Origin of the sequence: Peloplasma aerotolerans (assembly GCF_030012175.1) — a bacterium.
GTDB classification, from domain to species: Bacteria; Bacillota_I; Bacilli_A; order Acholeplasmatales; family Acholeplasmataceae; genus Peloplasma; species Peloplasma aerotolerans.
This window is the reverse complement of record NZ_JASCXW010000025.1, coordinates 1-13,725: the sequence shown is the minus strand read 5'-3', so window position 1 is coordinate 13,725 and position 13,725 is coordinate 1. Positions and strand designations below refer to the sequence as shown.

Below are 13,725 nucleotides of genomic sequence, written 5' to 3'. Positions count from 1 at the left end.
TTCAAATGTCTGCAGATTTAATCATAACAAATATTAGCACAATCTATACACCATACAAAAAGCCACCTGTTCATGGTCGTGATATGATGTCAATTCATGAAATTCATCATGCATATATGGCAATTAAAGATGGAGTCATTATTGCTATTGGATCTGGAAACTATCATAAACATACGGGTCCGAATACAATCATTCATGATGCTAATCAAAAAATAGTGATTCCAGGGTTAATAGACTCACATACACACTTGGTACATGGCGGATCAAGAGAATCTGAGTATAAAAGATTAATCGCAGGAACACCATATTTGCAAATACTTGCTGAAGGTGGTGGCATTTTAGGTACAGTTGAAATGACAAGAAAAGCATCTTTTAATGATTTATTTGAAAAAGCAAAGAAGTCATTAGATGAAATGATGCTTTATGGTGTAACAACAATAGAGTCTAAAAGTGGTTATGGGTTAAATCTAGATCATGAAATTAAGCAACTTAAAGTAAACAAGAAACTCAATCAAGTACATCCAGTACATATTGTATCAACATACATGGGAGCACACGCAATCCCAAAAGAGTTTAAAGATGACAAAGATTTGTATATCGATCAAATGCTTCTAGATATGGATATTATTAAATCAGAGAATCTTGCTGAAGCTGTTGATGTATTTTGTGAGTCTGGAGTTTTTTCAGTAAAAGATACGAAGAGAATTCTAAGTCATGCAAAAGCCTTAGGTTTTAAGATTAAGTTACATGCTGATGAAATTCATCCTTTAGGTGGCGCAGGTCTTGGTGTAGAGCTTGGAGCAACTAGTGTTGATCATCTTATGGCTATCTCTGATCAAGATATTGAGAAGTTAGCGCATAGCAATACTATAGCTAATTTGTTACCTGGAACTTCGTTTTATCTTAGAAAAAAATATGCAAATGCTAGAAAAATGATTGATCATCAAGTAGCAGTTGCAATCTCAGGAGACTACAATCCTGGAAGTTGTCCAACAGAAAATTTTCAGTTCATTATGCAACTTGCATCAAACCAACTACAAATGATGCCAGAAGAAGTATTGAATGCAGTAACTATTAATCCTGCATTTCATTTAGGCTTACATCAAGAAAAAGGTTCACTTGAGGTTGGTAAGTCAGCAGATTTTGTTATTCTAGATGCACCCAATTTAACATATATTTTGTATCATTATGGAATTAATCATGCAAGTGATGTATATATAAAGGGAAAGCCAGTCGTGCTTAATCGACAGATTGTGAGGTAATTATGAAATTAGTAGATTATAAAGTAAGTGGTTTTATAAGCGAAGTCGACTCTAAATCACCTGCTCCAGGCGGTGGATCTGTTGCTGCTCTAAGCTCAACACTCGGAGTTGCTTTAACACGTATGGTAGGTCATTTAACTGTGGGTAAAAAGAAGTTTTTAGCACTTCCAGCAGAAACACAACTTGAATTTAAAACAGTTCATGATTCGTTAATCATGATGAAAGATCAACTTGAACTTCTTATCGATGAAGATACAAACTCGTTTAATATGATTATGGAAGCATTCAAACTTCCAAAAGAAACAGAAGAACAAATAAAAACTAGAAATGAAAAAATACAAGAAGCAACACATGAAGCTATTCGCGTTCCTGTTAAAGTAGCAAGCCTTTCTTTAAGTGCACTGCATCAATTACCATATATTTTGAAACATGGTAATAAACAAACAGTTTCAGATATTGGTGTAGCAACTTTAATGCTTGCAAGCGGTATTGAAGGTGCTTGTATGAATGTCTTTATTAATTTACCTGGATTAGAGGATTCAATCGCAGTACAACAATATGAAAATCAAGCAAATGATATGATTAAAAAAGCTCATGAAATCAGAGATGAACTATTAGAAACCGTTTATCATTACTTAAGAAAAAAATAAACTAATTTTTTTCTTCTTTTCTATTGATTAAAAGGTTATACTATCATATAATTAGAGTAACTAAATAAGACCATTCGGTGTTAGATAACATAACAGGGAATCAAGTTAAATTCTTGAGCTGTCCCAGCAACCGTGAAACGGACGAAATGCAATAACCACTGCGACAAGCGGGAAGGTGCAAAGTAGGATGATGTTAAGCCGGGAGACCTACCGAATAAGTCGAAATCTAGTCATCTTCTGGGGTTGAGACGGGCAAAAGTCCTTTTTTGTCTATTTCCATACCGCCAGAGGTATGGATTTTTATTTTGAAAAGGAGAAAGAAAGCATGAAAAAAATTTGGTTTACAGTTTTAATTTTTCTTGGACTGGTCGTTCTTGCTGGATGTCAAGAATCAACACCAGATGTTGAGCTACACTCATTTGAGGTAGAGGTTGTTGATATTGATGGAACTGTTTTATTAAGTGAATCAATATTTTATGAAATAGGAACAGATAGAAACATTGTTTACATCATTGATGAGGTTGTCGGTTTAGATTATGATGTTTATGATATAGGTGTATTTGTCAATGGTGTTGGTGAGTATTATCCAACTGAATACAATGTGACATATAACTATTATTTTGGTTTATATCTTAATGATGAACCCATAACATCAGGCATTGAAAACATTGTTTTAAATGATGGTATGAAAGTTACCTTCAAGGAAATAAGTATGTTAGATGATGTAGATCTCAAAGTAGACGAACTTATTCAAAAATTTATTGATAATCATTTAGAAACTTATATTAATGATGAGCAAATACATCATTATGTTGCTTTAGCAATCGCACATTTAAATGCTAGAAATTATCAAGTTCCTCAACTAAATAGTCTGATTGAAAATGTAAGTGGTATTCAAAGAGATACGATTGCAAATACATTTAAAACCTCAATATTTGAGACATTATTTGGGTTACCTACCGAAGATACAAAAACAGCTCTTGAAGATTTTGAAGCAAATAATCATTATGATGCAATGTCTTTACTCACGGGTTTATATATTACAAATGGTGATACAGATTTAATTGAGGATTTAGTGATTCAACTGATGTCATTACCGATGTATATGGATGCAGATTATGCAGGTATGGTGATTTCTACATTAGCTCCATATAGCGGAGATGTTGATGTTCAATCATTTATAAATGATATGTATGTTTATATACAGGAAAATCAAACATCAGAAGGTATTGATGGATGGGGAGGACCTAATTCAGCTTCAACAGCATCGGTTATTATTGGGTTAGTTGCTCAAGGTGTTAACCCAAGAAGCGAAGCATATACAGTTGATGGCGTAGATTTAATTGAATCACTTTTAGGTTTTGAACTCAATGGTGCCTATAAACTACAATTATCTTCTGATCAAGCAGATATGGCATTTTCTACACCGCAAGCATTTACAGCTTTAGTCGCTTATAAATTATATAGAGATGTTTACGGCAATCCAGCTGTTAACATATTTAATATTGGATAGTAAACATAGTATAAATACTTTATAGAAAGGAGTTATATCAAATGAAAAAACTCGCAATCAAAGCAATCGTTAGTATTGTTAGTATAGCTATTGTTTTTGTCGCAATTCGATTGCTATCAAATAATCATGAAGCCGATGATGATGGGTTTGTTCATCTTACCATCGTTGATGGAAGTGGTATAACTGTTTTCGAAGATGATATTGAATTTTTTGAAGGTGAAACATTTTTTGATATTTTAAGTCGTTCATTTGATTTGACTTGTGCAAACGCAAGTTATCAACCCGATCCTGAATGTTTATATACCTTTCAAGGATTTGGATATCAAGGAAAAGCTATTTTAGGTATATCTAGTGATCATTTCACAATTATTACAGATTGGTACACCTCATTTTTAGCGTTTGAACAACATAATGGAGAAACATATTATATATCGACATCTGGACCCAGTCACCTACCGTTTAATGATGGTGATAAGATTAGAATATCTGTTCAAGATCCATGGGGAGGTTAACCAATGAGTAAATCCAACCAAGCGATTAAGGACATAACATTAGTCTCAATATGTGCTGCAATACTATTTGTTCAACAACTAGCATTATCTTTCCTACCCAATATTCAGTTTTCAACTTTACTCATTGTTGTTTACGCGAAGGTATTTGGTTTTAAAAGAACAACAATGATTATTATTGTCCATGTCATTGTTGTTAATCTATTATCACCATTTGGTCCAATGATTCCAGTCTATATTCCATCCATGTTTGTTGCCTGGATGTTGATACCGATTTTATTATCAACAGTATTTAAAAAGTTAGAATCAGCATATAAACTTGCAATCTTTGGATTTATCTTTGGTTTTGTTTATGGATGGATATTTATACCCGTATCAGTCTTTATCTTAGACATTCCTTTTGTTGCATATTTGATGATGGATTTACCATTTGAATTCATGATGGCTATCAGTAATTTCTTAACCATCTTATGGTTATATGAACCGATTAAAAAAATATTAGTCATGCATCGTATTAGATATGACGCGATTGCATAAAAAAAACGGTTGATCCAAATTGGATGAACCGCTTTATTTTTTATACTTTAATTATGCGAATACAGTAGGTCTTCCGCTTACAATGACTGTTATAATGTCGATAATCCAGAAAATTGCCCATCCTACTAAAATCCAAATAATACCTGCAAATACCATAACCATATCATTTTTATTCAATCCTTTTACAATACGGTAGATACCCCAAACAATATCAAGGCCAGGAAATGCTAAAATCAGTTTCAGTATCCATGGCAATCCGTCCATTGCACTAACAAAACTTTTCATCTAAATTCCTCCTTATATATATTAATATACTCTTATTATACACTATTTTCATATTTAATACTAATTTGCTTAATTAACAAAATACGATTATTATTGCATTTATTTATATAAAATTCATTTTCTTTTCAAAACCCATTGACAGCGCTTTCATTTTTCGTTTATAATGAATGCAGATACGATACAGAGGAGCGATTTGTCGGGTATTTAGACTACAATGAGAATTAAAGGTATTCTGGTGGTTTAAAGAAGGAGCACATCGCCGAAAGTTTAATGAAATCCTTGCGTTAAACTTGATGATTGAGGGTACACCTCCTTCATTGCCATTTGAACAAAAATGGAGAGCTGTTTTTATAAACAGGTCTCTTTTTATTTTTTGAAAGGAAATGAAAAAAATGATAAGAAAAATGGAAATTGGTGATCAAAGAATTTATGAAAGAATGATCACAACTGAAGACGTTAAGAAGTTTGGTGAGTTAACTGGTGATATGAATAAAACACATTTTGATGAAGCATATGCTGCAGGAACTGTTTTCAAGAAACCTATAGTTCATGGGATGCTTATCGGTTCTTTATTTAGTCGGATATTTGGCTTAGATTATCCAGGTGAAGGAACAATATATTGTTCACAATCCATTAAGTTTCTAAAACCAGTCTATCCCAATACGATTATTACTGTTGTAGCAACCGTAAAAGAAATCATATTAGAAAAGAATAGAGTTATTTTTACGACAGAAATATTTGATGAAAACAAAAACTGTGTATTAACAGGTGAAGCAGCTTTGATGCCTAGAAAGGAGCAATTTGATGAATAAATGGATTGATAAAAAAACATTTCAATCGCTTATTAAAGATGGACAAAGGATTATGTTCGGTGGATTTTTAACATGCGGAACTCCAGAGAAATTTATTGATTGGATTGTTGAGACAAACGTAAAGGATTTAACACTAATTGGTAACGACGCAGGGTATCCAGATAAAGGTGTCGGTAAGTTGATTGCCAATAACCAAGTTAAACATTTGATTGCCACACATATAGGAACAAATCCTTATGCAGGTAAGTTGATGAGTGAAGGACTGCTAAAAGTTGATTTAATTCCACAGGGCACACTCATTGAGCAAATTAGAGCGTATGGGGCGGGATTAGGTGGTATTTTAACCCCTACAGGTGTTCATACAGTTGTTGAAAATGGAAAACAAAAAATAGAGATACAAGGAAAAACATATTTATTAGAGGAAGCTTTAGGTGCAGATATTGCTTTAGTCTCTGCCTATTATGCAGATGTATTAGGTAATTTGACTTACGCTAAAACAGCTAGAAATTTTAATCCTATTATTGCTACTGCAGCAAAACAAGTTATTGCTTTAGCAGCACATAAGGTAGAACATATAGATCCTGAATCAGTCATTACACCACATATATTTGTTGATTACGTTTGTGGAGGTGACTTGATATGATTAATGCAAAAGAAGTTATTGCTAAAAGAGTAGCAAAAGAGTTAAAAGATGGTGATTATGTCAATTTAGGCATAGGTATACCCGCATTAGTAGCGAATTATATACCAGAAGGTATTGAAGTATTTTTACAAAGTGAAAATGGAATTATAGGTTTAGGTCCTAATGCAGATGAATCAAATATAGATTTAGATTTAACGAATCCCAGTGGACAATACGCTACGATTAAAGAATACGGAATGTTTTTTGATACTGCAACATCTTTTATGATGATTCGAGGAGGTCATATTGATGTTACAGTTTTAGGTACTCTTGAAGTTGATGAGGAAGGTTCTTTAGCTTCTTGGATTATACCAAATAAATTGGTACCAGGAATGGGAGGATCAATGGACTTAGTTACGGGTTCAAAAAAAGTGATTATAGCAACAACGCATATGAACAAAGATCAAACGAAAATAAAGAAAAAATGTTCATTACCGTTAACTGGTTATAAAAAGGTTGATTTAATTGTTACAGAAATGGCAGTAATGGAAGTCAGGGATGATGGTTTATATTTAATAGAAAGACATCCAGATGTTTCAATTGAAGAAATTATTCAGTCTACGGAAGCAACTTTAAAATATGACAAAGTAAAAGTCATGGAGGTTTAGTATGGAAAAAGCAGTTCATCGTTTAAGATTAAGTCAACAAGATGCACATTATGGAGGAAATTTAGTTGATGGAGCTAAAGTTATCGCTCTTTTTGGTGATGTAGCGACAGAATTACTAATTAAGCATGATGGGGATGAAGGGTTATTTAGAGCATATGAGTCTATTGATTTTCTAGCACCTTTATATGCTGGAGATTTTATTGAAGTTGAAGCAAAAATCATCAAAGTTGGAAACACATCAAGACAAATGAAATTTGCTTGTTACAAAGTCATTGAAGCTAGACCAGATATCAGTCCATCTGCAGCTGATACATTGGATAAAAGAGTGTTAACAACACAAGCAATTGGGACTTGTATTGTTCCAAAAGAAAAGCAGAGAGTTAACCATGGATAACTTGATTATAACTTGTGCAATTTCTGGTGCAGAAGTTACAAAACAAGATAATCCTTATGTACCATATACAATTGAAGAAACAGTAGAACAAGCATATCAAGCCTATCTTGCAGGAGCTTCAATTATCCATTTACATGTTAGAGAAGACGATGGTACACCAACTCAAAGCAAATCGAGATATGAAGCAATTATCAAAAGAATAAGAGAAAAATGCAATGATGTCATTATTCAACCATCAACAGGTGGTGCTGTTGGCATGCAAAGAGATGAAAGATTGCAACCCACAGAACTTAATATTGAAATGGCAACTTTAGATTGTGGGACACTCAATTTTGGTGGAGACGATATTTTTGTTAATACAGAAAATGACATTAAGCATTTTGCTAAGGTGATGCATGAGAAATCGATTCTACCTGAATTAGAATGTTTTGAAAAAGGGCATATCGACTTGGTCTTAAGATTACATAAAAAAGGTTTTATTTATGATCCAATGCATTTTAGCTTTGTTTTAGGTGTTAATGGAGGAATGACAGGAGAAGCGAGAGATTTTCATTTTTTAAAGGAAAGCATTCCTAAATCTTGCACATATAGTGTTGCTGGAATCGGTAGATTTGAGTTTCCTTTAGCAGAACTTGCGATTCAAAATGGCGGACATGTTAGAGTTGGACTAGAAGATAATCTATACATAGAAAAAGGTGTGCTTGCTAAAGGGAATCAAGAACTTGTTAAAAAAGTGTGTGAGATTGCAAAGAAATATAACAGAGAAATAGCGACTCCTAGCGAAGCAAGACAAATATTGAAACTCAAGGAGTTTAATCATGAAAACATATTGTAAATACGGAACGCATCGTGTTATTGAGCCTTTAGGTGTGCTACCTCAAGCAGCTTATAAAATCGACTCAACACCTATTTGTTATGATAATGAGTTGTTAATCGATGTAGATACATTAAATATTGATTCTGCATCTTTTCACCAAATTAAAGATGTATGCAATCATGATGAAATAAAAATGAAGATGATGATATTAGATATCGTAAACACACAGGGAAAGATGCAAAACCCAGTAACGAAAAGCGGTGGGATGTTGATTGGAACTGTTCATAAGGTGGGTTCTGCTTTTCACAACCAGTCACTCAATAAAGGTGATAAAATTGCTACTTTGGTATCTTTATCTTTAACCCCATTATTCATTGAAGAAATTAGCTCAATCAACTTAACCAATGAACAAGTCAATATTAAAGGAAAAGCAATATTATTCGATTCCGGAATATATGCAGTCATACCAAGTGATATGAACGAAAAACTAGCACTAGCTGCACTAGATGTAGCAGGTGCACCCGCACAAGTTCAAAAACTAGCTAAAAAAAATGATATTGTTTTCATCATTGGTGCAGCAGGAAAAAGCGGTATGCTTTGTTCTTATGAAGCTAAAAAACAAGTTGGTAAAAATGGTAGAGTTATTGGTCTAGTTCAAAATGAACAACAAAAAGAAATGATGATAGCAAATCAACTTTGCGATGAAGTCTTTGTAGGTGATGCGCTAAACAGCCTTGAAACCTATGAGAAAATGATGAAATTAACAGAGGGTAAGTTAGCTGATTTAACGATTAATGTTGTGAATGTAGAAAACACTGAAATGACATCAATATTAAGTACGAAAGATCAAGGTATAGTCTATTTCTTCAGTATGGCAACTTCATTTACTAAAGCAGCATTAGGTGCAGAAGGCATCGGAAAAGATGTTACGATGATGATTGGTAATGGGTATACAAAGAATCATGCAGAAATAACTTTAAATATACTAAGAGAAAGTAAAGAGATTTATCATTTATTAGTTCAAAAATACGTTTAGGAGTGTGATTCATATGAATTTAAATACCGCATATTTAGAAAGAAGACACAAATATTTCAAAGATGTTAGTGATAATGATTGGAATAATTGGAAATGGCAAACTTCGCATAGAATTCGCTCAGCTGCTGATCTAATGAAATATATTCAATTAACCAAAGAAGAAGAATCTACAATCGAAAAAGTTTTAGGACATTTAAGAATGGCGATTACACCATACTATTTGTCACTCATTGATCCCAACAACCCAAAATGCCCGATTCGTTTACAAGCGATACCTTTTGGTAGTGAATTGATTAATGGTAAAAACGATTTATATGATCCATTAGCTGAGGACCATGATTCACCAGTTCCTGGATTAACACATCGTTATCCGGATCGTGTTTTATTTTTAATTACTGATATGTGCAGTACCTATTGTAGACACTGCACAAGACGTCGCTTTGCTGGTCAAAAAGATGCAGAATTAAAGATAGAGCAAATTGATAAAGCTATTGAATATATTAAAAATCATCCAGAAATTAGTGATGTACTACTTTCTGGTGGTGATGCATTTATGGCAAGTGATGAACGCATTGAATATATCTTGAAAAAACTTAGAGAAATTAAACATGTAGAAGTTATCCGTTTTGGAACAAGAACACCAGTTGTTATGCCACAACGTGTTACTGATCAATTGGTAGGTATCTTAAAGAAATATCATCCAATTTGGGTGAATGTACATTATAACCATCCTAATGAAATCACTTTAGAAAGCAAACAAGCAATCGATAAACTTGTAGATGCAGGTATACCAGTGGGCAATCAAAGTGTATTATTAAGAGGTGTAAACGATTGTGTACATATTATGAGAAGATTAGTTAAAGGTTTAATAGCAATACGTGTAAGACCATATTATCTATATCAATGTGATTTATCTGTAGGCATTGAACATTTTAGAACATCAGTCAGTAAAGGTATTGAAATAATAGAAGGACTAAGGGGACATATTTCAGGATTTGCAGTCCCAACATTTGTTGTTGATGCGCCAGGTGGTGGAGGAAAAATTCCTGTAATGCCAAATTATATTGTTTCACAAGGACCACATAAAGTTATTTTAAGAAACTTTGAGGGGGTCATTACAACTTATAGTGAACCTGACCATTATGAAACTGAGTGTGACTGTGAGGAATGTAAACACAGTAAATTAGATGGCATCAGTGGATTACTTAATGGAGATCGTATTTCATTAGAACCTGAAATATTAAAACGAAAAGAGCGGATCATACGTGATAAAAAGTATTGATGATGTTCAAACTTTAGGGATTATTGGTTTAGCGAAAAACACAGGCAAGACAACAACTTTAAATGCGATGCTAAAACTATATGACAAATATAAAATAGGCTTGACCAGTATAGGTCTAGATGGAGAAGATTTAGATCAGGTCAATTTTTTACCAAAGCCAAAAATACATGTAAAAAAAGGCATGATAGTTGCTACAGCATGCGCTTGCTTAGAAGCATCTGATATTCATTTTGAAATACTAGAAAAAACAGAATTAATGACAGCTTTAGGTAAAGTCAAAATTATTGAAGTTTTACAAGATGGAACAATGGTGATTGCAGGTCCTACGACAAATCAAGAATTGCACATATTAATCGAACTTATGAAAAAATATGTTGATAAAGTATTTGTTGATGGAGCGTTTAATCGGATGACATTTGCGAATATTAAAAATATAGATGCTATATGTTTATCTACTGGAGCATCAGTTAGTCCGAGCATGATGCATACCATCGAAAAAACGAGAAGAATTGTTGAATCCTTTAATTATCCAAAAACCAATTGGATAAATGAAGTGCCAAAACAATCATTGATTATTCAAACAGATCAACAAGACTATAACTTTTATGATAAAAAGCTAACGACAATTCATCATGTGATACAACATGTAAACAAAAGTTTAAAGTATGTTTATATAAAAGGAGCAATCACACAAAGAGTCATTGATTATTTAATAGAATACTCAGTAAAAGATTTTGTTTTAATCTGTGATGATCCAACGAAACTACTATTTTCAGATGTATATTATCAATACATCGAAAATCTAAATATTAAGATTGAAGTCATTCATCAGTGTCCATTGATGTTTGTTACAATCAATCCATTCAGTCCAGTTGGAAAACATTATGATGCTGATCTATTTTTATCTGAACTAAAAAAAGTTATAAAGATTCCAGTCTATAATGTTGAAAAGGAGTTTAACAATGTCTAAATTAAACTTAAATGTAGAAACAATAAAGCAATGTAGAAATGATGCAAAACAAATCGCTAACGAAGTTCAAAGATACATTGACAAACATACAACAGTTTCCGTTGAGAGGTCACTATTAAGATTACTTGGTACTGATGGAGTCAACGATTTTGATGTGCCTCTTGTCAATGTTGTTGTTGATCATGTTGTTAAGCACGCTGATTTGTCAAAGGGTATATGTCATTATATGTCATACGCAGTTCATGAAACAAGGTTATCCCCACAAGAAATCGCACAGAAAATTGCTTCATCAGAATTAAGTCTGGCAATATATAAAGAAAACAAGAAAAGCGCATATATAAGCCATTTAACACCATATATTAATCTCACATTAAACCGAATCCAAGCGATGACAAAAAAGCGAAATGAAATGTTGAAAACATCAATAACAAAATCAACACCAAGTAAATATGTCATCGTTGCTACAGGCAACATTTATGAAGATATTAAACAAGCTGTATCAGCAGCGAAAAAAGGTGCGGATATTATTGCAGTCATAAGAAGCACTGGGCAATCGCTTTTAGACTATGTTCCTTATGGAGCAACCATAGAGGGTTTTGGTGGAACGTATGCGACACAAGAAAACTTTAGACTCATGCGTCAAGCTTTAGATGAAGTTTCCATTGAGGAAAAAAGATATATCAAACTTGTTAATTATGCATCAGGTTTATGTATGCCAGAAATCGTCGCGATGGGAGCGATCGAGAGATTAGACATGATGCTAAACGATTCTTTATATGGCATTATTTTTAGAGATATCAATATGAAACGAACATTCATTGATCAATATTTTTCTAGAGTGCTAAGTGCATATGCATCAATCATTATCAATACAGGAGAAGATAATTATTTAACAACTTCTGATGCATTTGATCATGCACATACGGTTCTAGCATCACAGTTTATCAATGAGCAATTTGCTAAAAACGCTTATATGAAAGAATCATTAATGGGGTTAGGACATGCATATGAAATTGATCCTGAGATAGAAAATAGTTTTCTATATGAACTTTCTCAAGCCGAAATGTCTCGAGAAATATTTCCAAATGCACCTCTTAAATATATGCCACCAACTAAGCATATGACTGGAGATATTTTTAAGGGAACTGTGCAAAATGCTTTATTTAATATTGCTGCTGTGACATCCAAACAGTCAATCCATTTATTAGGTATGTTAACAGAAGCAATCCATACTCCATTTATCAGTGATAGAGCATTAGCTTTAGATAATGCAGCATATATTGAAAAAGCCTTTAAAGATTTTGGTAACGAAATCACTTATCAGCCAAACGGTATTATTGTAAAAAGAGCAAATGATGTTTTAAATAAAGCAGTGGTTTTACTTGATGAAATTAAACAAGATGGTTTGTTTAAAACACTAGAAAAAGGGAAGTTTGCTGATATCAAAAGATTTGAAAATCAAGGTAAAGGTTTAGAAGGTGTATTCGTTAAAGATAAAGATTACCAAAATCCTGTATTCGATATATTGATTAAATCACTAAAGGAGGAAAACAATGTCTAAGAAATCAGATTGGGTTCGTCCTTATGGTGATACATTAAATGATGGAAAAGTGCAGTTAAGTTTTACACTGCCAATACCTTTTGATGCCATAGGTGAAGAAGCTGCAAAAAGACTTGCATTGCAAATGGGTATTCATGATCCTCAAGTTGTTCATGGTGCGTCATTAGGAGATCAATTCAGCTTTTATATTGTATACGGAACAGCAGAACAACAAATTGACATTAGTATTTTAAATGTTGTTCAAGTTGAATCACTATCGATGAGCAAAGAAGAAGTTGAAGTTTATATTGAACAACATTTCAACGAACCACTTGTTTTCATTGGGGCATCAACAGGTACAGATGCACACACTGTAGGTATCGATGCTATTATGAATATGAAAGGTTACAACGGAAATTATGGTTTAGAAAGATACAAAGGTATTCAAGCAATAAATCTAGGAGGTCAAGTTGATAATGAGACCTTATTAGAAAAAGCTATCGAATATCAAGCAGATGTTATCTTAATTAGTCAAACAGTAACTCAAAAAGATGTGCACATCCAAAATCTAACGCACTTTATTGAGCTTTTAGAAGCTGAAAATAGAAGAGATCAATTCATTGTCATTATTGGAGGGCCAAGAATACATCATGGATTAGCCAAAGAACTTGGATATGATGCAGGGTTTGGATCTAAAAAATATGCATATGATGTTGCAAGCTTTGCTGTTCAAGCATTAAAACAAAAGAAACGAAAAACAAAAGAAATAGAGTTGAAGTAACCAGTCTCAGTTATGGTAAAATAAAAGTAGTTAAAGATTTAATCATG

The 13,725-nt window shown here is 33.0% G+C and carries 16 protein-coding genes and 1 riboswitch; of the genes, 15 read left to right on the top strand and 1 reads right to left on the bottom strand.

Translation table 11 applies throughout. The features are described 5' to 3' along the window. The first annotated feature begins 5 nt into the window (after positions 1 to 5). From hutI to QJ521_RS07200, 5 genes are all read left to right on the top strand, one after another. Entirely contained in the window at positions 6 to 1,262 is a 1,257-nt protein-coding gene (gene hutI / locus QJ521_RS07220) for an imidazolonepropionase (protein ID WP_282839782.1), read from the top strand. Between the two features lie 2 nt (positions 1,263 to 1,264). Then, positions 1,265 to 1,912, top strand: coding sequence for a cyclodeaminase/cyclohydrolase family protein (locus tag QJ521_RS07215; RefSeq protein WP_282839781.1), 648 nt, complete (start codon positions 1,265 to 1,267; stop codon positions 1,910 to 1,912). A gap of 59 nt (positions 1,913 to 1,971) precedes the next feature. After that, positions 1,972 to 2,141, top strand: a riboswitch (cobalamin riboswitch). A 96-nt stretch (positions 2,142 to 2,237) separates the two neighbouring features. Then, positions 2,238 to 3,425, top strand: a complete 1,188-nt coding sequence (locus QJ521_RS07210) for a hypothetical protein (RefSeq protein WP_282839780.1) — start codon at positions 2,238 to 2,240, stop codon at positions 3,423 to 3,425. A gap of 41 nt (positions 3,426 to 3,466) precedes the next feature. Continuing rightward, positions 3,467 to 3,937, top strand: a complete 471-nt coding sequence (locus QJ521_RS07205) for a hypothetical protein (RefSeq protein WP_282839779.1) — start codon at positions 3,467 to 3,469, stop codon at positions 3,935 to 3,937. A gap of 3 nt (positions 3,938 to 3,940) precedes the next feature. Further along, complete coding sequence (locus tag QJ521_RS07200; RefSeq protein ID WP_282839778.1) at positions 3,941 to 4,471, top strand: hypothetical protein; 531 nt, start codon at positions 3,941 to 3,943, stop codon at positions 4,469 to 4,471. Between the two features lie 51 nt (positions 4,472 to 4,522). On the opposite strand, the gene QJ521_RS07195 is transcribed toward QJ521_RS07200, so the two are convergent. Then, positions 4,523 to 4,756, bottom strand: coding sequence for a hypothetical protein (locus QJ521_RS07195; RefSeq protein WP_282839777.1), 234 nt, complete (start codon positions 4,754 to 4,756; stop codon positions 4,523 to 4,525). A 392-nt stretch (positions 4,757 to 5,148) separates the two neighbouring features. Between QJ521_RS07195 and QJ521_RS07190 the strand changes: the two genes are divergently transcribed. From QJ521_RS07190 to kamE, 10 genes are read left to right on the top strand one after another with little or no spacing between them, the layout of a single operon-like run. Continuing rightward, positions 5,149 to 5,568 (top strand): MaoC family dehydratase, encoded by a 420-nt coding sequence (locus QJ521_RS07190; RefSeq protein WP_282839776.1) that lies wholly within the window; start codon positions 5,149 to 5,151, stop codon positions 5,566 to 5,568. Further along, positions 5,561 to 6,211: a CoA transferase subunit A gene (locus QJ521_RS07185; RefSeq protein WP_282839775.1), complete on the top strand. Its 651-nt coding sequence runs from the start codon at positions 5,561 to 5,563 to the stop codon at positions 6,209 to 6,211. The genes QJ521_RS07190 and QJ521_RS07185 overlap by 8 nt, the downstream gene beginning before the upstream one ends. Then, the gene (locus QJ521_RS07180; RefSeq protein WP_282839774.1) at positions 6,208 to 6,858 is read left to right on the top strand and encodes a 3-oxoacid CoA-transferase subunit B; all 651 of its coding nucleotides are present in this window, start codon (positions 6,208 to 6,210) and stop codon (positions 6,856 to 6,858) included. Before QJ521_RS07185 ends, QJ521_RS07180 begins: the two co-directional genes overlap by 4 nt. A 1-nt stretch (position 6,859) precedes the next feature. Continuing rightward, positions 6,860 to 7,252 (top strand): 3-aminobutyryl-CoA ammonia lyase, encoded by a 393-nt coding sequence (gene kal / locus QJ521_RS07175; RefSeq protein ID WP_282839773.1) that lies wholly within the window; start codon positions 6,860 to 6,862, stop codon positions 7,250 to 7,252. Beyond that, on the top strand, positions 7,245 to 8,087 hold the full coding sequence (kce, locus tag QJ521_RS07170; RefSeq protein ID WP_282839772.1) for a 3-keto-5-aminohexanoate cleavage enzyme: 843 nt from the start codon (positions 7,245 to 7,247) through the stop codon (positions 8,085 to 8,087). Before kal ends, kce begins: the two co-directional genes overlap by 8 nt. Next, complete coding sequence (kdd, locus tag QJ521_RS07165) at positions 8,071 to 9,105, top strand: L-erythro-3,5-diaminohexanoate dehydrogenase (RefSeq protein WP_282839771.1); 1,035 nt, start codon at positions 8,071 to 8,073, stop codon at positions 9,103 to 9,105. The genes kce and kdd overlap by 17 nt, the downstream gene beginning before the upstream one ends. A 13-nt stretch (positions 9,106 to 9,118) precedes the next feature. Beyond that, entirely contained in the window at positions 9,119 to 10,387 is a 1,269-nt protein-coding gene (gene kamA / locus QJ521_RS07160; RefSeq protein ID WP_282839770.1) for a lysine 2,3-aminomutase, read from the top strand. Further along, entirely contained in the window at positions 10,371 to 11,357 is a 987-nt protein-coding gene (gene kamB / locus QJ521_RS07155; RefSeq protein WP_282839769.1) for a lysine 5,6-aminomutase reactivase subunit KamB, read from the top strand. Before kamA ends, kamB begins: the two co-directional genes overlap by 17 nt. Further along, positions 11,350 to 12,918 (top strand): lysine 5,6-aminomutase subunit alpha, encoded by a 1,569-nt coding sequence (gene kamD / locus QJ521_RS07150; protein WP_282839768.1) that lies wholly within the window; start codon positions 11,350 to 11,352, stop codon positions 12,916 to 12,918. Before kamB ends, kamD begins: the two co-directional genes overlap by 8 nt. Continuing rightward, positions 12,911 to 13,678: a lysine 5,6-aminomutase subunit beta gene (kamE, locus tag QJ521_RS07145; protein ID WP_282839767.1), complete on the top strand. Its 768-nt coding sequence runs from the start codon at positions 12,911 to 12,913 to the stop codon at positions 13,676 to 13,678. The genes kamD and kamE overlap by 8 nt, the downstream gene beginning before the upstream one ends. The last annotated feature ends 47 nt before the right edge of the window (positions 13,679 to 13,725 follow it).